At 36.1% G+C, this 21,152-nt stretch carries 16 protein-coding genes; 15 read left to right on the forward strand and 1 reads right to left on the reverse strand.

All coding sequences use genetic code 11. The features are described 5' to 3' along the window. Positions 1-132: 132 nt before the first annotated feature. The 6 genes from FNW21_RS00640 (at position 133) to FNW21_RS00665 (ending at position 8,979) form a co-directional block, all read left to right on the forward strand. Positions 133-795, forward strand: a complete 663-nt coding sequence (locus tag FNW21_RS00640; protein ID WP_144254794.1) for a response regulator transcription factor — start codon at positions 133-135, stop codon at positions 793-795. A 5-nt stretch (positions 796-800) separates the two neighbouring features. Then, entirely contained in the window at positions 801-2,180 is a 1,380-nt protein-coding gene (locus tag FNW21_RS00645) for a sensor histidine kinase (RefSeq protein WP_144254795.1), read from the forward strand. Positions 2,181-2,253: 73 nt separating this feature from the next. Continuing rightward, the gene (locus FNW21_RS00650) at positions 2,254-6,588 is read left to right on the forward strand and encodes a CusA/CzcA family heavy metal efflux RND transporter (protein WP_144254796.1); all 4,335 of its coding nucleotides are present in this window, start codon (positions 2,254-2,256) and stop codon (positions 6,586-6,588) included. Between the two features lie 11 nt (positions 6,589-6,599). Then, positions 6,600-7,715, forward strand: coding sequence for an efflux RND transporter periplasmic adaptor subunit (locus FNW21_RS00655; protein WP_144254797.1), 1,116 nt, complete (start codon positions 6,600-6,602; stop codon positions 7,713-7,715). Positions 7,716-7,735: 20 nt separating this feature from the next. Then, a complete protein-coding gene (locus FNW21_RS00660) occupies positions 7,736-8,437 on the forward strand; it encodes a VIT1/CCC1 transporter family protein (RefSeq protein ID WP_144254798.1) in 702 nt (233 codons plus the stop codon). A 41-nt stretch (positions 8,438-8,478) separates the two neighbouring features. Then, positions 8,479-8,979, forward strand: a complete 501-nt coding sequence (locus FNW21_RS00665; protein WP_144254799.1) for a hypothetical protein — start codon at positions 8,479-8,481, stop codon at positions 8,977-8,979. 77 nt (positions 8,980-9,056) lie between these two features. On the opposite strand, the gene FNW21_RS00670 is transcribed toward FNW21_RS00665, so the two are convergent. Beyond that, positions 9,057-10,751 carry a putative transporter gene (locus tag FNW21_RS00670; RefSeq protein ID WP_144254800.1) on the reverse strand — a complete coding sequence of 565 codons (1,695 nt, stop codon included), beginning with the start codon at positions 10,749-10,751 and terminating at the stop codon, positions 9,057-9,059. 559 nt (positions 10,752-11,310) lie between these two features. On the opposite strand from FNW21_RS00670, the gene pckA reads away from it, so the two are divergent. From pckA to hisF, 9 genes are all read left to right on the forward strand, one after another. Further along, positions 11,311-12,930: a phosphoenolpyruvate carboxykinase (ATP) gene (gene pckA, locus FNW21_RS00675; RefSeq protein ID WP_144254801.1), complete on the forward strand. Its 1,620-nt coding sequence runs from the start codon at positions 11,311-11,313 to the stop codon at positions 12,928-12,930. Positions 12,931-13,290: 360 nt separating this feature from the next. Beyond that, positions 13,291-14,148: an ATP phosphoribosyltransferase gene (hisG, locus tag FNW21_RS00680; protein ID WP_144254802.1), complete on the forward strand. Its 858-nt coding sequence runs from the start codon at positions 13,291-13,293 to the stop codon at positions 14,146-14,148. An 87-nt stretch (positions 14,149-14,235) separates the two neighbouring features. Further along, positions 14,236-15,534 (forward strand): histidinol dehydrogenase, encoded by a 1,299-nt coding sequence (gene hisD / locus FNW21_RS00685; protein ID WP_144254803.1) that lies wholly within the window; start codon positions 14,236-14,238, stop codon positions 15,532-15,534. 62 nt (positions 15,535-15,596) lie between these two features. Then, entirely contained in the window at positions 15,597-16,637 is a 1,041-nt protein-coding gene (hisC, locus tag FNW21_RS00690) for a histidinol-phosphate transaminase (RefSeq protein WP_144254804.1), read from the forward strand. A 56-nt stretch (positions 16,638-16,693) separates the two neighbouring features. Continuing rightward, positions 16,694-17,599: a toxin-antitoxin system YwqK family antitoxin gene (locus FNW21_RS00695; protein WP_144254805.1), complete on the forward strand. Its 906-nt coding sequence runs from the start codon at positions 16,694-16,696 to the stop codon at positions 17,597-17,599. A gap of 151 nt (positions 17,600-17,750) precedes the next feature. Further along, positions 17,751-18,887: a bifunctional histidinol-phosphatase/imidazoleglycerol-phosphate dehydratase HisB gene (gene hisB, locus FNW21_RS00700; protein WP_144254806.1), complete on the forward strand. Its 1,137-nt coding sequence runs from the start codon at positions 17,751-17,753 to the stop codon at positions 18,885-18,887. A 57-nt stretch (positions 18,888-18,944) separates the two neighbouring features. Then, positions 18,945-19,526, forward strand: a complete 582-nt coding sequence (gene hisH, locus FNW21_RS00705) for an imidazole glycerol phosphate synthase subunit HisH (RefSeq protein ID WP_144254807.1) — start codon at positions 18,945-18,947, stop codon at positions 19,524-19,526. A gap of 53 nt (positions 19,527-19,579) precedes the next feature. Continuing rightward, a complete protein-coding gene (gene hisA, locus FNW21_RS00710; protein WP_144254808.1) occupies positions 19,580-20,344 on the forward strand; it encodes a 1-(5-phosphoribosyl)-5-[(5-phosphoribosylamino)methylideneamino]imidazole-4-carboxamide isomerase in 765 nt (254 codons plus the stop codon). 44 nt (positions 20,345-20,388) lie between these two features. Next, positions 20,389-21,144 (forward strand): imidazole glycerol phosphate synthase subunit HisF, encoded by a 756-nt coding sequence (gene hisF / locus FNW21_RS00715; protein ID WP_144254809.1) that lies wholly within the window; start codon positions 20,389-20,391, stop codon positions 21,142-21,144. Positions 21,145-21,152: the final 8 nt, after the last annotated feature.

Below are 21,152 nucleotides of genomic sequence, written 5' to 3' on the forward strand. Positions count from 1 at the left end.
CCTTAAGAAATAATCTTGTCAAACCCTGAATTTGTATTTTATTCTAAATTTGCTTTTAATTTTATTTAATAATTAAAACCAAATTACAACTTAAGTTGGTATTCGTTACATTTGAATTTTAATACCCAATACATGCACATTTTAATAGTAGAAGACGAAGCTGGAATTATTCAATTTTTACAACAAGGTTTGGAAGAAGAAGGCTATGAAATAACAAGTGCAACTGATGGCTTAAAAGGATTTGAACTTCTTCAAAACACTAAATTTGACCTTATTTTATTGGACTGGATGCTGCCCAAAATGACTGGGTTAGCCTTGTGTAAAGCGATTCGATTAAAGGATAGTGAAACGCCAATTCTTTTTTTGACGGCCAAAGATACCCTTCAAGAAACCATCGAAGGATTGAAAGCAGGTGCCAATGATTATATCAAAAAACCGTTTAGTTTTGAAGAGCTTTTGGAACGTATAAAAATTCATTTTAGAAACCTAAAAGAGCCCGAAATAGTAACGCTTGGTGCCATAACAATCGATATTTTACAGCATCAAGTTTGGGTCAATGCACAAGAAATTAACCTAACGCAACGCGAGTTTCAATTACTCTTGTATTTAGTCAAAAACAAAGGCAAAGTATGTACCCGAACCCAAATTATTGAGGATGTTTGGGACATTCATTTTGATTATGACACAGGTGTAATCGATGTTTTTATAAATGCAATCCGCAAAAAACTGAATTTAAAAATCGAAGAAGATTACATCAAAACCATTCGTGGCGTAGGATATATTGCAAATGAGTAAAGCCCATGAAACCACTTTCTTTCAAAAATAGAATTGCTTTTTATTACATTATCACCACTGCATTATTGATTTTTGTAGTTTTCTTTGCGATTTATTCAATCGTTAAATTTAGCGTTTACGACCATATCAACAACGATATTCAGATTGAAGTAGACAAGCATTTGACCGAAATTGAAATCAAAAGCAACCACATCGGGCTCATACATAATGACGAATGGCGCGAAAGAGAGCACAATTCGGTTGCTGTAAATCCCGTTTTTGTTCAGTTTTATGATAAAAACGGTGCTATTGCCGAGAAATCTCCAAATCTAAAAATTCAGTCCCTAACGTTTCATTCTAAAATGAGAGACAATGAATTATTTGACACGCAATTAGTTCATAAATCCATTCGACAAATTCAAGTTCCTTTGTTTCAAGACGGAGCAAAAAAAGGCTATTTGCTTATTGCTATGTCTCTTGAAGATGCAACAATGGTACTTCATAATTTGTCTCGAATACTAATCATTGCGTATCCATTAATATTGTTAATTCTTTTTGTAATTGCTCGATTAATTGCGGGGAGAAGCATCAAACCCATTAGTGCGATAATCGCTACTTCAAATAGTATTACCAAGGACAATCTTACTTCTCGAATTCCGTTGCCACAAAATCAGGACGAGCTTTTTATACTTTCTCAAACCATAAATGAGTTATTGCACCGAATAGAAAGTACCATAGAACGCGAAAAACAGTTCACATCAGACGCTTCTCATGAGCTGCGAACGCCACTTACGGTTATCAAAGGAACGCTGGAAGTCTTGATTAGAAAGCCCAGAAATCAAGAAGAATATACCAATAAAATTACTTTTTGCATCTCCGAGGTAAATCGTTTGAATCATTTAGTAGATCAATTGCTCTTGTTGGCTCGATTTGAAAACCAAAAGCAAAGTTTAAAAATCGAAAAGCTCTTCTTGAACGGAATTATTTTGGACGCTATTTCTAGGCATTCGAATACTATTTTGACCAAGAAAATGCAAGTTATTACTAATTTTGAATCGGAATTTTACATCCAAAAAGATGATTATTTAGTGTCTATTATCATTGATAATTTGATTTCAAATGCGCTGAAATATTCCAAAGAAAATACCCCTTTAAACATTACTATTTCTCGGATAAAAGACAAAATCACTTGTCAAATTATCGATTCCGGCATAGGAATTCCGGCGGAAGATTTGGATAAAATTTTCGATCAATTTTACCGTTCAAAGCCCAATGAACACAACGAAATAAAAGGCATCGGTCTCGGATTGTCTATTGTAAAAAGGCTGTGTACTTTACTCCAAATTTCTCTTCATATTTCAAGTCAAGAAAACTTGGGAACGACTGTTGTTTTAAGGTTCTCATAAGCGTATCTTAAGGAGTTCTTAAGCAATAAAAAAGTTTTTCATTTTACTTTTGTTTCGAATAAAAAAAGTAAAAATGTTAGAAAAAATTATAGCTTTTAGTCTAAAAAACAAACTCATGGTATTGCTTTTTACGGGTATCGTTTTTGGTTTTGGTATCTTTTCGATAACCCAAATTTCTATTGGAGCCGTTCCTGATGTGACCAACAATCAGGTTCAAGTGATTACCACTTCTCGCAATCTTGCCACGCAGGATATCGAACAGTTTATTACCTATCCTGTTGAAATTGAAATGGCAAACTTACCCGGTGTCAAAGAGATTCGGTCGATTTCAAAGTTTGGTTTGTCTGTTGTAACCATTGTTTTTGAGGATGATTTAGGTACTTATTTGCCCCGACAATTAATTGCCGAAAAAATAAAAGCCGCCTCCGAAAAAATCCCTCAAGGTTTTGGCACGCCCGAAATGGGGCCCATTACCACAGGATTAGGCGAGATTTATCAATACACATTAGAGGTAAAACCGGCATTTAAAAATAATTATTCGGTTACGGATTTACGAACCATTCAGGATTGGGTCATCAAGCGACAATTGAGCGGTATCAAAGGCGTGGTTGAAATTAATACTTGGGGCGGTTACTTGAAACAATATGAAATTGCCATTATTCCCTCACGCTTGAAAGCCATGAATATCACGATGAGCGAGGTCTATACGGCTTTAGAAAAAAACAACAGTATTGCTGGCGGTGCATATATCGAAAAGACTAATCAAAGTTATTTTATTCGAGCCGAAGGCAAAGTAAAATCACTTCAAGATATCGAAAATTGTGTGGTCAAAAATACGAATGGTTTGCCTATTTATGTCAAAAATGTAGCCGAAGTTCGGTTTGGAAATGCCAACAGGTTTGGAGCCATTACAGGCAATGGCGAAGGCGAAAAGGTATTGGGACAAGTCATGATGCTCAAAGGGGGTAACTCCAAACAAGTGATTACGGATGTCAAAAATAGAGTAGCCGAAATTCAAAAAACACTCCCCGAAGGCGTCTACATCAACGGATTTCTGGAACGAAGCGAATTAGTAGGTAAAACCACTTTTACCGTTGCCGAAAATCTTATTTTGGGGTGTTTAATAGTAATTTTTGTAGTGCTTTTGTTGCTAGGCAATTGGCGTTCTGGATTGGTTGTCGCATCGATTATTCCGTTGTGTTTGCTGTTTGCTATTTCGTTGATGAACATTTTTGGCATTGACGCTAATTTAATGAGTTTAGGAGCCATAGATTTTGGAATTATCATTGATGGAGCCGTTATTATAGTGGAGTTTATAGCGTTTCAAATTGCACATAAATCCGTTCATTTAGCTTCTCTTTCTAAAGAAAATAGGCAGCAAGAAATCGACCAAATCACTTTTAAAAGTGCTTCAAAAATGATGAATTCGGCAGTTTTTGGGCAATTGATTATCTTGATTGTTTTCATCCCCATTTTGTCGTTGTCAGGCATTGAAGGCAAAATGTTTAAACCCATGGCAATGACTTTTAGTTTTGCTTTGGTGGGTGCTATGATTTTCTGTTTTACCTATGTTCCGGTGGTTTCCTCTTTGTTTTTGAAACCTAAAGAAGAAAATCCCAATTCGATTTCTAGCCGATTACTTCAAAAATTAAATGCGCTTTATTTGCCCGTAATTACTTGGGCGTTACGCAATACCAAAAGCGTTTTATACGGAGCCGCTGGATTATTAGTACTCGCAATGGTGGTATTTTCGACCATGGGCGGCGAATTTATCCCAACGCTCGACGAAGGAGATTTTGTTATTCAACCCGTGCTAAAAACGGGAACTTCATTGACCAAAACGATTGCTACAACGACCAAAATCGAGAAAATAATCCTGAAAAATTTCCCCGAAGTAGATCAAGTTGTCAGTAGGATAGGAGCTGCCGAAGTCCCAACAGATCCTATGTCAATGGAGGAAAGTGATATTATTGTGAAGCTAAAGCCAAAGGAGGAATGGGTTTCGGCTACTTCAAAAGATGCATTGGCGGATAAAATAAAAGCAGCAATCGAAGCCCAAATTCCCAATATGGATATTGAATTTACACAACCCATAGAAATGCGTTTCAACGAATTAATATCAGGAACACGATCGGATGTGGCGGTAAAAGTTTTTGGGGAGGATTTAGAAGTTTTGGCCAAAAAAGCCAAAGAAATCAAAATGGCAATTCAAAATGTGGCGGGTGCATCGGATATAATTATCGAAAAAACCGAAGGATTGCCACAAATGGCCGTGGTGTACGATCGGTCTAAAATTGCCCGATATGGTTTGAATATTACTGATTTGAACGAAACAATAGCCCTAGGTTTTGCAGGAAAAACGGTTGGAAATGTATTTGAGGGCGAAAAACGTTTCGACATGGTCATTCGATTAGACACCACCAATAGGAAGGATATTGATGATTTAAAAAACCTGTATGTAGCCACACCTACGGGACAACAAATTCCGTTGAGCGAACTCGCAAAAATTGAATATGCACAAGGCCCAGCCAAGATTTCACGGGACAATACCAATAGGAGGATTGTAGTAGGAATCAACGTTAGGAACCGGGATTTACAAAGTGTTGTTTTGGATATTCAAAAAATTGTGGATACCAAAATCAAGTTGCCAGCGGGGTATTATGTGAAATATGGTGGTCAATTTGAGAATCTTCAAAGTGCCAAAGCCCGTTTGGCTATTGCAGTTCCTATTGCTTTATTTTTGATTTTTGTGCTGTTGTATTTTGCTTTTGGCACTGTAAAAGAAGCGTTAATGGTGTATTCGGCAATTCCACTTTCGGCGGTTGGTGGCGTTTTATTCCTGTGGATTCGCAATTTGCCCTTTAGCATTTCGGCTGGAGTGGGATTTATTGCCCTTTTTGGCATTGCCGTATTAAACGGAATTGTATTGATTGAACACTTCAAAGAATTAAAACACAACGGAATGAAAAATATAGACGAGTTGATTTTGAAAGGAACAACGGATCGTTTGCGACCCGTATTATTAACGGCAGCCGCCGCAGCATTGGGATTTTTGCCCATGGCTATTTCTTCATCGGCGGGAGCAGAGGTACAACGCCCGCTGGCAACCGTTGTGATTGGTGGATTGTTTACGGCAACATTATTAACCATGCTGGTTTTGCCCATTTTATATAAAGTTTTCGACCAAAAAGCATTCAAAAAGCCAAAATTCAAGATCCATCAAAAAAGTACTTATTTGATGCTGCTTTTATTGTTTTCGAGCCTCACTTTTGCTCAAAAAAACAATACCGAATTATCCGATTTAATCGCAAAAGCGACCACTAATAATAAGGGATTAAAAGTCGCTCAATTGCAGGTTAATAAAGCTGAAGCCTCCATAAAAGCGGCTTATACGTTTGACAAAACCAATGTGTATTACAGCTACGATCAAAATAATTTGGCTCTAAATAATCAACCGCTAAAGGTATTTGGGGTGCAACAACGCTTTTTGTTCCCAACTGTTTATGCCGCACAAAAAAAGGTGTTTACAGCGGATTTTGAGCGAGAAAAAGGAAGCTTTGAATTGCAAAAAAACAAGTTGGCTTCTGGAGTTTCATCCGTGTATTATCATATTGTTTATTTGCAAAACAAGGAAAAAACATACCATTATTTAGACAGTTTGTATCAAAATTTTTCTAAAGCAAGTGCTCGCAAATTTGAATTAGGCGAAAGTAATTATTTAGAAAAAATCACCGCCGAAGCCAAGTTTAGAAAAATTAGAACAACGCTTTTGCAAATCGATACCGATAAAAAGCAACAGTACGAAATGCTCCAACAATTGGTACAAAACGATAACGAACTTACCATTAAATCCAATACAATTACGCCTTTAGTGTCTTTAATGGATACTACAAGTTTAGCAATTCATAAAGCCTATTTAGAGCGTGTTACTAGTAATTATAAAAGTCAATTAAGTTTGCAAAAACAACAATGGTTGCCGGATATTAATTTGGATTATTTTCAAGGAAAAAACAACGGTTTATCACAATCGCTATATGGTTTTCAGATAGGATTGGCAGTACCACTTTTGTTTTCGGGAACGGTTTCTAAAACTAAAGTTGCCCAACTGGAATTACAAAGTTGGGAGCAACAAAAAGCGCAAGAAGAACAAAAAATAACCCAATACCGAAATCAAAAAACCGCAGAATTAGCCAAATACGAGGAAGCAATAAAGTACTACAATGAATTTGGAAAAAAAGTAGCTGCCGAAATCATTAAAGTTGGGAGTAGAAGTTACCAGCAAGGCGAGATTGATTTTTTTCAATACATTCAAAGTTTAGAGAACGCAACGACCATTCAGGTGGAGTATTTGGAAGCTGTTTTGCAATACAATACCACCCAATTGGATCTTCAATACCTTAATTTTTAACACTACAAAACATGAAAAAAATCATTTATACCTTTGCTCTCGCTTCTTTATTTTTAGCTTGCAAAGACGTAAAAGCCGACAAAATAAGTACCAATGATTCCAGTATAATCAAAGTCACAACCGCACAATTCAAATCATTGGGAATGAAAACGCGAAATCCTATTGATTACGATTTTGATGTAGTTGTAAAAGCGTCTGGACGAATTGACGTTCCGCCAGAGAACAAAGCAAAAGTAACTGCTTTTTTAGGCGGATATGTCAAAAAAACAACTTTGCTAATAGGCGATAAAGTGACCAAGGGACAAGCATTGCTTACACTAGAAAGTACGGATTATCTGGATATTCAAAAAGAGTATTTGGATGTGGCAGAGCAAATTACCTTTTTGAAATCAGAATTTGAAAGACAAAAAACCTTGTATGACGAGAAAATTACTTCACAAAAAAACTACCTAAAAGCCGAAAGCGAATACCGCCGTGCCAAAGGAATGTATCAAAGTTTGCGTGCAAAATTGCAACTAGTAAACATCAATCCCGCCCAAGTCGAAAAAGGAAAACTAACAACGGTTGTGACCATTTATGCGCCCATTTCGGGTTCGGTTTCGGTGATGAATGCCGAAGTGGGAATGCTTATTTCGCCGACCGATGTCATGCTAGAAATTGTAAATAATGCCGATTTACACGTAGAATTATCTGTTTTTGAGAAAGATATTTTGCAAATAAAAGAAGGACAAAAAATCAAGTTTAAAGTCCCAGAAGCTTCAAGCGAATTATTTGATGCCGAAGTGCATTTGGTTGGAAAAACCATCGAAGGAAATGATAGAACAATCAATGTGCACGGACATTTAGATGCCAATGTAACCCAACGGTTACTCTCGGGAATGTTTGTTGAAGCCAGTATTATTGTAAATTCCAAAAAAGGAATGGCAGTTCCAACAGAAGCTGTATTGACAGAAAATAATAAAAGTTTTGTATTAGTATTGGATACCGCAAAAAATGGATTCACTTTCAAAAAAGTTGCCGTATCTTTAGGGATAAAATCAGAAAAATTCGTGGAGATGTTACCCAATAAAAGCATCAATAAGAAATCAGTAATTTTGACAAAAGGTGTATTTGACATCGCCAATTAAAAAAAAATAATTTATAAAGAATGGATCATAAAGAAGCACATTTAAAAAGTTCCGCCTTCATCTCTGATATCGTAATTGGAATGAGTGACGGCTTAACAGTACCCTTTGCACTTGCAGCCGGCATCAGTGCGGTGATAGGAAGTACTAATCAAATGGTACTCACGGCAGGAGTTGCCGAGATTGTGGCGGGAAGTATTGCTATGAGTTTGGGTGGGTATCTAGCCGGAAAAACCGAGCAAGAGCATTACGAAAACGAACTCAAACGCGAATACGAAGAAGTAGAAAACCTCCCCGAAAAAGAAATGGAAGAAGTGAGAGAAGTTTTTGCCGAATATGGAATTGATGAAGCGGGGCAAACACTTTTGGCAAACCAATTGGCAAAAGACAAGGATAAATGGGTTCATTTTATGATGAAATTCGAATTGGGTTTAGAGGAACCACATGCTGCCAGAGCTAGAAATTCGGCATTAACGATTGGTTCATCCTATTTTATTGGCGGATTATTGCCTTTGACCGCTTATTTTTTTACGAATACTCCAAAAGAAGGATTGGTGCTTTCGGCAGTAATCACAACGCTTTGTTTGTTTACTTTTGGTTATTTCAAAAGTAAAATGACAGGGCAACCTCCTATTTTTGGTGCTTTGAAAGTAACTTCAATAGGACTTCTTGCCGCCGCCGCTGCTTATTTTGTAGCCATTGGATTCGATACATTTTTTCATTAGAATTATTAAATACTACCATATAAATTTTAAAACAAACAACCATGAACGACGCACATTTACACTTGATTGTGAACCATTTTCCAATTATTGGAACCATTTTTGGATTCGGAATACTACTACTAGGATTGATTTTGGGTAATACTACCTTGAAAAATACAGCTTACGGCATTTTTATACTTGCCGCTCTTTTTGGTTTGGCAAGTATGGCTACGGGCGATGGTGCCGAGGAAATCGTTGCAGATATGCCTGGCATTGGCAAACAAATCATTCACGAACATGAGGAAATTGCCGAAAAATTAGCCTTGCTGTTAGATGTTTTGGGAGTGGTTTCGATTCTAGGATTGTTTTTGAATTATAAAAAACAGGCTAAAGCCAAATTGGTTTCCTATCTAGTACTTGTAATTGCGTGTGTCGCCGTTTTTGTAGCGCAACAAGTGGGTACTTCAGGTGGAGAAATTCGCCATTCCGAAATTAGACCCAATGCCACCGCAGCTCCAGCTCCTGCAGGAACTGAATCTACTACTAGTGAAGACAAAGATTAGTAAAAATTATTGTTTAATAAAAAATGCCTCCAAGTTTAGAGGCATTTTTTGTGTCAATTAAAAAGTAAAATAACTCTTTAACTCGCAAACAATAAAATCAGCAATTGCGCTATAAATATACGGGCAATGGTGACCAATGGATACACTGTAGCATAGGATTGATTGGGAATTTCGGAATCTAAATATTTAGTGCTAAAAGCCAATGCGGCTGGATCAGTATAGGCACCACTCATAATTCCTACCAATTGGTAAAAGTTAAGTTTGAAGACAAAACGACCCAATAATACCATGATTATGAGCGGAATAAAGGTAATGTAACAGCCGTAATAAATCCAAAGCCAACCATTGAATTTGATGAAATTATCATAAAATGCAGCTCCCGCATGAATACCAACAGCAGCAAAAAACAAACAAATTCCTAGGTCTTTCATAAAGTGAATTGCTCCATTATTGATATAGGAGTGGATTGCTCCAACACCGCCATACCTACTAATAAATAATGCTGTAAGTAGTGGCCCTGCTGCAAATCCTAATTTTAAAGGAACGGGCAATGAGGGAATAAAAATAGGAATTGATCCAATGATTATTCCAATGATTAATCCACCAAAGAGCGATAAAAAATCAGGTTCTAATAAGTTTTTTTCGGAGTTGCCAATTATTTTTTCTATTTCGCAAATGGCTTCTTTATTGCCTACAATCAATAATTTGTCACCATAAAAAAGTTCTAATGACGGTTGTGCCAATAGCTCTAGTCCAGAACGAACGACTCGAGTCACTTTTAAATCGAATTTGTTGTGCAAATCCAATTCGGCTAGTGTTTTGTGTGTGGCTTTTTTATTGGTTACAAAAATAAATCTTGCCACAACATCACTTTCGGATTCGATAAATAAATCGGTTGAAATTTTTCCAACAACGGCTATAAAACGAGTTACATCTTTTTGATTCCCAACTACCATAACAACATCTTTATCGTGGATTTTGGTGTCCAATGAGGGAGAGTAAACCACTTTGGAACCACTATTTTTAAGTCTCGAAATAATGATGTTATGACTATCCAACTCTTTAAAAATTTGGTAAATACTTTTTCCTAATAATTCGGGATTGGTAATTCGGCATTTTTCGTGAATGATTTTGTTTTCAGTGTCAAGCGATTTTTTTTGGAGTGAAAGACTTTCTTTTGCTAAATCAATTTTGAATATTGATTTAGATAAAATTATTGTGGTAATAATTCCAAAAACACCCAGCGGATACGTGATGGCATACGCAATAGTGGGGTCGCTAAAAACTTTGGTTGGAAACTGATTTTGGATTTCTTGCAACGTTGCTTTTGCCGCACCTAAACCCGGCGTATTGGTAACAGATCCGGACATTAACCCAACGGCATTTTCGATATCAATTTTGGTAATTATATGAATGCCATACGTTATCAATCCGCCTAAAACCACCGCTCCTACGGCCAAGAGATTAAACAGTAAGCCGTCTTTTTTGAAGGATGAAAAGAATGAAGGCCCCACTTGAATTCCAATTCCATACACAAATAGAATGAGACCAAAATCGCGAACAAATACCAATATACTTTCGTCCATTCGATAGCCATAATGACCTAGAAACAAACCTACAAACATCACCGCCGAAACCCCAAGAGATACATTTCCTATTCGGATTCGACCCACAAAAAAACCAACGCTAATGGCAATTAACAAAACTATCAAGGATTGAGTAATGTCAGGTTCACTAGCAGGAAAAAACAACGTGTTAAACCAGTCAAACATAATATTAAAATTTTAGAGTTTAATTATACAACAAATTACTTGTTATTATTTTTACCTTTATATGATATAAATCAGCTTTTACGCAGTAATGTAAATGTAATACCAATACTGTTTATAAAATAAGTAACAATCATCGTGTGATGTCGTGTTTTAAAAATTTGACAAAATGGAGTAATAGATTGATTTTGAACTATTATTCACAATATTGCTTCTTTTGACTTTACGACATTAAAACTTTCGACTTACTTAGTTCAAAGATGCGAAGTTATTTTTTCAAGATAATGAAAAAAATTATTGCTTAGCCTTCGCTACGGAATTTTTTTTTGAGGAAGTATTGGATAAAAAGAACGAGTAGATTGGACTATTTTATAAGCAGTATTGGTATAATTTATTAAGAGCAGTTAAATATCTTTTTTTTGAAAACCTCGGGAACCCCTGTCAAACACGAAAACGTTTGCGTGATTTTTTTTGGAACATGATAAAAATCAGTTTTTTTTAGCAGTAACCAACCTACATTTGAATAGAAATTAACAGTATCAATTTATAAAAACTAGAAATAATGAAAAACATTAAAATTATTCAGGAATTACACAATCTAGGGATAACAGGCTATCACGAAGTGTCTTACAATCCCACTTATGAAGAATTGTATCAAGCCGAAGTATCTCATAAACGCAAAGGATACGAAAAAGGAGCTTTGACTGATACGGGTGCTGTAGCGGTAAAAACGGGTGTTTTTACTGGACGTTCTCCAAAGGATCGATACATTGTAAAAGACGATATTTCAAAAGATACCATTTATTGGGATGATAAAGTTAATTTTCCAACGACAATTGGGATTTGGAATGATTTAAAGGCATTGGTATTGCGACAACTTTCTACCTCTCCTAAACTGTATGTTGTAGATGCTTTTTGTGGCACCAATGCCGATACGCGGTTGAAAGTTCGTTTTGTAATGGAAGTGGCCTGGCAAGCCCATTTTGTGACCAATATGTTTATTAGACCTTCTATATATGAGTTGGAAAATTTTGGCGAACCTGATTTTATTGTCATGAATGGTTCCAAAACCACCAATCCAAACTGGAAAGAACAAGGTCTAAATTCCGAAAACTTTGTCCTGTTTAATCTTACCGAGAAAGTCCAAATTATAGGCGGGACTTGGTATGGTGGCGAAATGAAAAAAGGAATGTTCTCGATGATGAATTATTACTTACCACTCAAAGGAATGGCTTCTATGCACTGCTCCGCAAATGTGGGCGAAAAAGGAGATGTTGCCGTGTTTTTTGGACTTTCAGGAACAGGAAAAACCACACTTTCTGCAGATCCAAAACGCTATTTGATTGGAGATGACGAGCACGGATGGGATAACAATGGCGTGTTCAATTACGAAGGCGGCTGTTATGCCAAAGTGATTGATTTGACCGAAGAAAACGAACCAGACATTTGGAGAGCCATAAAAAGAGATGCTTTGCTCGAAAATGTAATCGTTGACGAATATGGCGAAATTGATTATTACGACCACAGTATTACCGAAAATTCAAGAGTTTCGTATCCAATTTATAACATTAACAAAATTGTATTGCCATCAAAAGCGGGGCATGCTAGTAAAATAATCTATCTTTCTGCCGATGCTTTTGGCGTTTTGCCTCCCGTATCTATTTTGGACGAAGACCAAGCGCAATACCATTTTCTTTGTGGATATACTTCTAAATTAGCTGGAACCGAAAGAGGAATAACCGAACCAGAACCTTCCTTTTCTCCTGCTTTTGGCGAAGCTTTCTTGACTTTGCACCCAACAATGTATTCTAAAACGTTGATTGGAAAAATGAAAGAACATGGCGCTAAAGCCTACTTGGTAAACACAGGATGGAACGGTACTGGAAAAAGAATTTCGCTCAAAAACACAAGAGCAATCATTGATGCAATCATTAGCAGTGAAATTGATACGGTTGCCACCACCACAATTCCGTTCTTGAATTTAACAATTCCAACCCAATTGGATAAAGTGAGTGAAGGAATTTTGGATCCTAGAGACACGTATAAAGACGGTGCCGAATGGGAACGCAAAGCCAAAGATTTATCTGCTCGATACATCAAAAACTTCCAACAATACACCAATACCGAGGAAGGAAAAAGACTTGTGTCAGCTGGACCATCACTAGAAGCTGTTTTAGTGTAATCAATTTTATAGATTGAAGAAACCCGTAAATAGTATTTAGTAGTATTTACGGTTTTTTTGTCTACAATGATTTTAACAATTTTATCACAATAAGTTAAAATAAAAATTGGTTTGTAAGCCTATTATCTTTTATATTTGCAATCAGAAATCAAATAGATTTCCAAAACAAAAAATATCTTATGTTATTAATTCAATCACATCACCATCATTTTCAAGATTGCTCTCAAGCGATGTGTTAATGGTATGGATGTAAATAATCATATTTCAAAAACCCGTTTGAGTACATCAAGCGGGTTTTTTTATACCTAAAATTTGTACTCAAACCCAAAACTAAAAACAACAACAAACAAAACTAAAAAAATGAGTACATTAAAAATTGCCATTCAAAAATCAGGACGTTTAAACGAAGAAAGTATCCAAATCCTTAAAGACGCAGGCATTTCTATCGATAACGGAATTGACCAATTAAAGGCCGAAGCGTCTAACTTTCCATTGGAAGTTTTGTATTTGCGAAACTCTGATATTCCGCAATATTTGATTGATGGCGTGGTCGATATTGCCATCGTTGGCGATAATTTATTAGTCGAAAAAGGGAAAAACATTGAAGTCATTCAAAAATTAGGTTTTTCTAAATGCAAAGTATCCGTGGCTGTCCCAAAAGCATTTAATTACACATCGGTAAATGATCTCGAAGGCATGCGAATTGCCACTTCGTATCCCAATACGGTACTTGATTTTTTTAATTCCAAAGGCGTAACAGTCGACATTCACCAAATATCAGGTTCGGTAGAAATTGCACCAAACATAGGTCTTGCTGATGCTATTGTGGATATTGTTTCGAGCGGAAGCACGTTGTTCAAAAACAATTTGAAAGAAGTAGAAGTGATTTTCAAAAGTGAAGCCGTTTTAGCCGTTTCTCCAAAAGTAAGCCCAGAATCTCAAAAAATAATCGATACGCTAAAATTCCGAATCGAATCGGTTTTAAGAGCGAGAAAGTCCAAATACATTTTGATGAACGTTCCCAACGACAAAGTCGAAGCAGTTGGACAAATTCTTCCCGTATTGCGCAGTTTAACCGTTTTGCCCTTGGCGCAGGAAGGATGGAGCAGCGTTCACTCGGTAATTGACAAAGACACTTTTTGGGAAGTAATCGACCAACTCAAAGAAGCGGGAGCCGAGGGAATTCTAGTTTGCCCAATCGAGAAAATGGTTTTGTAAATCCTTTGGCTAATAGCTTTTGGCTGTTGGCAAAGATTCCTGTAATCAAGCTAAAAGCCAAAAGCTATTAGCTAAAAGCTAAAAAAAATGAACAAAATATTCAATCCAAAACCCGAAACATGGTCGGCTATTTTAGAAAGACCAACTAAAACTGTTGATGATATTGAAGCCACAGTAAAAGAAATTTTTAAGGAAGTTCAAAAGAAGGGCGATGATGCGGTTGCCAAATATACATCTTTTTTTGACGGTGCCACATTCGAAAATATACAAGTTTCAAAATCCGAAATAGAAGAAGCAATTGCAACCATTTCTGATGAATTGAAAAGTGCAATTCAACTAGCAAAATCGAATATAGAAAAATTTCACTCGGCACAAAAAACGGATAAAGTTGTTGTAGAAACTACCGAAGGCGTCTATTGTTGGCAAGAAAAACGTCCGATTCAAAAAATTGGTTTGTACATTCCAGGAGGAACCGCGCCTTTGTTTTCAACGGTTTTGATGTTGGCTGTTCCTGCAACTATTGCAGGTTGCAACGAAATTGTGTTGTGTTCACCACCCGATAAAAAAGGAAATATAAATCCTGCGATTTTATATGCTGCGGATTTATGTGGTGTAACCAAAATCTTGAAAGTGGGCGGAATTCAAGCCATTGCAGGAATGACTTTTGGTACCAAATCAATACCAAAAGTGTATAAAATTTTTGGACCAGGAAACCAATTTGTAACGGTGGCAAAACAATTGGCGACACAATTTGGAGTGGCTATCGATATGCCAGCTGGCCCATCGGAATTGTTGATTGTAGCTGATGATACGGCTGTTCCGGCTTTTATCGCTTCGGATTTGTTGTCGCAAGCAGAACACGGAACAGACAGTCAGGTGATTTTGGTTTCGACTTCATTGGAATTAATTGATAAAGTAGAGGAGGAAGTTCAAAAACAATTAGATGTTTTGCCAAGAAAAGCCATCGCCGAAAAAGCGATTGCCAATTCGAAATTGATTTTTGTCGAAAATGACGAAACTGCTTTGGAATTAATTGACGAATATGGACCAGAACACTTTATTATTTGTACCAAAGACGAAGATTTTTATGTCAATAATATTGGTAATGCAGGTTCGGTTTTTATTGGAAATTATACGCCAGAAAGTGCCGGAGATTATGCTTCAGGAACGAATCATACTTTGCCAACTAACGGATATGCAAAGAATTACAGCGGTGTAAATCTGGATAGTTTTACCAAATCGATGACTTTTCAAAAAATATCTGAAAGTGGTATTCAAAACATTGGTAAAGCAATAGAAATTATGGCAGAAGCCGAAGGATTGCAGGCGCATAAAAATGCAGTAACATTACGTTTGGAATCCTGCAAGGTTTCTAAAACCTTGTAGGTATTTATAATAATCACACCTACAAGGTTTCTAAAACCTTGTAGGAGTAAAATTGAATAAAAATGAATTTCGATATAAATAATTTAACTAGAGAAAACGTTAAGTCGATGAAACCTTATTCTTCGGCACGTGACGAATTTGAGGATTTCGACACAGCAGATATGATTTTTTTGGATGCCAATGAAAATCCGTTTCAAAATGGCGTAAATCGGTATCCTGATCCGCAACAAAGCAGTGTGAAAGCGGTTTTAGCGAAAGAAAAAAACGTAAACACCAATCAAATTTTATTAGGAAACGGAAGTGACGAAGTATTAGATTTAATTTTCAGGGCTTTTTGTGAACCAAAAGTAGATAATATTATTTCATTACCACCAACCTACGGAATGTATGGCGTTTTGGCTAATATTAATGCTGTTGAAAATCGAGAAGTATTGCTTTCTGAAGATTTTCAGCCACAAGTCGAAAAGATTTTAGAAGCAGTTGACAAAAACACCAAAATTATCTTCCTATGTTCACCAAATAATCCAACGGCGAATTCATTTTCGGATGAAAGCGTGGTTGAATTATTGGAGAATTTCAAAGGTTTAGTTGTGATTGACGAAGCCTATATCGACTTTTCAGAAAAGGAAAGTTGGTTGGCTAAAATAAACAAATATCCAAATTTGATTATCACACAAACGCTTTCCAAAGCGTATGGCTTGGCGGGAATTCGATTGGGAATTTGTTATGGTTCTGTAGCGGTGATTTCGGTTTTAAACAAAATAAAACCTCCCTACAACGTGAACGAATTGACGCAATTGAGAGCTTTGGAAAGATTGAGTGATCCAAGTAAAATAAAAGCTGAAATAGCATCGATTATTGAACAAAGAGAACAATTACTTAAAGTATTGGTTGACGTAAAATTTGTCGAAAAAGTCTATCCAACAGAAGCCAATTTCATCTTGATAAAAGTGGATGACGCTAATAAAAGATACGATGAATTAATTAAGAAAGGAATTGTAATTCGTAACAGAACGACACAACCTTTATGTGAAAACACCTTGCGTTTGACTATTGGAACCGAGGTTGAAAATAAAAAATTAATGGAGGCATTAAAAGCTTAACTTTTGTACCTGACAGTTTTTAAAAACTATTAGGATACATTATAAAAACATACTGTATGAGGACAATCATTTATTTTGGATTATTTTTTCTTTCTTGTTTATCGGCTATTGGACAAATTAATATTAATGAATTGGAAAGAGTTAATGGACTTTGGTCAAAAAAAGGTGATACGATAACTTTTACAGGTAAATTTGAAGAAAAGTTTGATGATGGTAAGATTAAAGGAACAGGTAATTTAATTAACGGAAAACTTGATGATTTGAGAATTCAATATTACCAAAACGGCAATATAATGTCACAAAAATATTATAAGAATGCTTATCCACATGGTCATTCAAAAGAATTTTATGAAAATGGAACTTTAAAACAGGAAGGTAATTTTGTAGACAATAAAGAAAACGGAACATGGATTGTATATTATCAAAGTGGGATTAAACGGGTAGAATTGAATTTTGATAATGGAGTTCAAACTGGTCCTTATTTTGAATTTGATTATCAAGGAAATTTAACAAGACAATTTTATTTTCGAAATGGGAAAGCCGAATATTCTGATGAGTTTATGGAGTTAGTCAATAAAGCAGCTGAAATGACTGGTCGATTCGTATCTAAAGAAGCAATTCCTTTATATGACAAGGCCATAGAATTAAATCCAACTGTAGCTCAAATATTTTTTAATAGAGGAACAGCTTATAGTAATAGTTTAGACTTTGAGAAAGCTATTAGCGATTATGATAGAGCAATAGAGTTAAATCCAAATTATATGGAAGCATATGCTAATCGAGGTAATGCTAAAATTAATACACATACTTCAAAAGGTAATTTAGAACCAACAAATGAACAAACAATAAGTGCTTGTGAGGATTTTTATAAAGCACTTGAACTTGGAGATAAAACAATAGATACATCTGATATGATATATTTATACTGTAAAAAGAATAGAAACAAAAAAAAGAATAAATAATTATTTACTAACAGCAATTAGAATTTGGTTTCGGTCATAAACTGAAACTTGATTTTGTATTTAAAATCCAGTCTTAAATCGAAATTTAGACGTACTTTTTTACCAACCCTTTTGTGGCTATAGACTTTAGCTCTGAAAATAAAATAATAAAATGAAAAAAATACTTTTTATAGACCGTGACGGAACAATGGTTTTGGAACCAAATGATTATCAATTGGACAGTTTTGAAAAATTAGAATTTTACCCAAAAGCCTTTCAATATCTGGGAAAAATTGCTGCCGAATTGGATTTTGAATTGGTGATGGTTACCAATCAAGATGGTTTGGGAACCGATTCACATCCAGAAGCCAACTTTTGGCCCGTGCATAATTTGGTGATGAAAGCTTTCGAAAATGAAGGCGTTGTTTTTAGTGATGTTCTGATTGACAAAACATTTCCTCACGAAAATGTCCCAACTCGCAAGCCAGGAACAGCAATGTTGACCAAATTCATTAATAATCCCGAATACGATTTAGAAAATTCATTCGTAATCGGTGACAGAATAACCGATGTGGAATTGGCTAAAAACTTGGGTTCAAAAGCCATTTTTATCAGCAATGACGAAAAATTGGGAAGTGACGAAATTTCGTCAAAAAGACACGAATTGGACAATGTTATTGCTTTGCAAACTACGGATTGGAAAACCATTTATGAGTTTTTGAAATTAGAAGAACGTACAGCTTCTATCACTAGAAAAACGAATGAAACCGATATTTATATCAACTTAAACCTTGATGGAACTGGAAAAAGTAAAATCGAAACAGGAATTGCTTTTTTCGACCACATGCTCGATCAAATCGCCCGTCACGGACAAATGGACTTGGAGATTTTGGTAAAAGGCGATTTAGAAGTCGATGAACACCACACAATCGAAGACACTGCAATTGCTTTGGGAGAAGTTTTCGCCAAAGCATTAGGAAACAAATTAGGAATTGAAAGATATGGTTTTTGTTTGCCAATGGACGATTGTTTGTCACAAGTAGCAATTGATTTTGGTGGTAGAAACTGGTTGGTTTGGGAAACCGAATTCAAACGCGAAATGGTGGGTAAAATGCCAACAGAAATGTTCTATCATTTCTTCAAATCTTTTTCGGATGGAGCAAAAGCCAACATCAACATCAAAGCCGAAGGAACCAACGAACACCACAAAATCGAGGCTATTTTCAAGGCTTTCGCCAAAGCAATAAAAGTTGCCGTAAAACGTGATCCAGAGAAAATGATTTTGCCGAGTACAAAAGGAATGTTGTAAAGGGCTTTTAGCTATTGGCAATTAGCCAAAAGCCAAAAGCCAAAAGCCAAGAATAAAATGAAAATTGTTATCATAAATTACGGAGCAGGAAACATTCAAAGCATTATGTTTGCCATCGAAAGATTAGGATATAAAGCCGTTTTGAGCAATAATCCTGACGAAATAAAAGCAGCGAATAAAGTGATTTTTCCAGGAGTGGGAGAAGCAAGTTATGCTATGAAAATGCTAAAAGAAAGCGGTTTAGACGCATTGATTCCAACGCTTACGCAACCTGTTTTTGGAATTTGTTTGGGAATGCAATTGATGTGCAATTCTTCGGAAGAAGGAAACACAAAAGGATTGGGAATTTTTGATGTAAATGTTGTCAAGTTTTCTACAAAAGTAAAAGTGCCACAAATGGGCTGGAACAACATTTATAACTTGAAATCGGAACTTTTCAAAGGAATTGCCGAGAACGAATATATGTATTTGGTGCATAGTTTTTATGCGCCACTTTGTGCTGAAACCATTGCTACAACTAATTACGAATTGGCATATTCATCGGCATTGGAAAAGGATAATTTCTACGGAACGCAATTTCACCCCGAAAAAAGTGGGGATGTTGGAGAACAAATTCTTGGGAATTTTTTAAAATTATAAATTAAGTTGAGAACTTTAAGACTTTCGACTTTCAAACTTTAAGACTTATATAAATGAGAATAATACCCGCAATAGACATCATCGACGGAAAATGTGTTCGCTTGTCAAAAGGCGATTACAATACCAAAATCATATACAACGAAAATCCGCTTGAAGTAGCAAAATCATTCGAAGCACACGGAATCGAATATTTGCATTTGGTGGATTTGGATGGCGCAAAATCCAGTAAAATTGTCAATTATAAAATATTGGAACAAATTGCCACGCAAACCAAATTGAAAATTGATTTTGGTGGTGGTTTGAAATCGGATTCCGACTTAAAAATTGCTTTCGAATCTGGTGCCAATCAAATTACAGGCGGAAGTATTGCTGTGAAAAACAGGGCTATTTTCGAAAAATGGATTGCAGAATATGGTTCTGATAAAATCATTTTGGGAGCAGATGCGAATAACGAAAAAGTAGCCGTTTCGGGATGGTTGGAAGATTCTGATGAAGATTTGATTCCGTTTATTCAGGATTACCAAAACAAAGGAATTCAGTACGTAATTTGTACGGACATTGCCAAAGACGGAATGTTAGAAGGTCCAAGTTTTGATTTGTATAAAAAAATTATCAATCAGTGTTCTGTCACTTCGAGTGTGTCACCTCGAGCGCAGTCGAGAGGCGAGATAAAATTAATTGCTTCCGGTGGAATTTCTACCTTTGACGAATTGCCTAAACTAGCCGAATTGGGTTGCGAAGGAACCATAATTGGCAAAGCGATTTACGAAGGAAGAATTACGTTGAAACAATTGGAAAATTATATTTTAACAATGTAGAGACGTTGCAATGCAACGTCTCTACGGCGAAACAAAACAAAAAAATGTTAACAAAAAGAATAATCCCCTGCCTAGACATTAAAAACGGGCGAACCGTGAAAGGCGTTAATTTCGTAGATTTGCGCGATGCGGGAGATCCTGTGGAATTAGCCAAAATCTATTCGGATGAAGGTGCTGATGAATTGGTTTTTCTTGATATTTCGGCCACGGAGGAACGCAGAAGTACCCTGATTGATTTGGTTCGAAAAGTAGCGGCAACAATCAATATCCCGTTTACGGTTGGTGGTGGAATTTCGGCAGTTTCAGATGTGGAAGTTTTGCTGCAAAACGGAGCTGACAAGGTTTCGATCAATTCATCGGCAGTCAAAAATCCGCAGTTGATAAACGATTTGGCACGGAAATTTGGTAGCCAATGTGTAGTTGTGGCTATTGATGCCAAGCAAATTGACGGTGAGTGGATGGTGCATTTGGTTGGAGGAAAGGTTCCAACTGAAATTCGATTATTCGATTGGGCACAAGAAGTGGAGCAAAGAGGAGCAGGAGAAATCTTGTTTACTTCAATGAATCACGATGGAACTAAAAACGGTTTTGCGAATGAAGCTTTGGCAATATTATCTAAATTAGTAAATATTCCGATTATAGCTTCAGGTGGAGCGGGAAATATCCAGCATTTTGTAGATACCTTTGTCGAAGGAAAATCCGATGCGGCATTGGCGGCAAGCGTATTTCATTTTAAGGAAATTGAAATTAAAACATTGAAAACAGCATTAAAAAATAATAATATTGAGGTTCGAATTTAGTTTTACTG

This window comes from Flavobacterium restrictum (assembly GCF_007097245.1).
Taxonomy (GTDB): domain Bacteria; phylum Bacteroidota; class Bacteroidia; order Flavobacteriales; family Flavobacteriaceae; genus Flavobacterium; species Flavobacterium restrictum.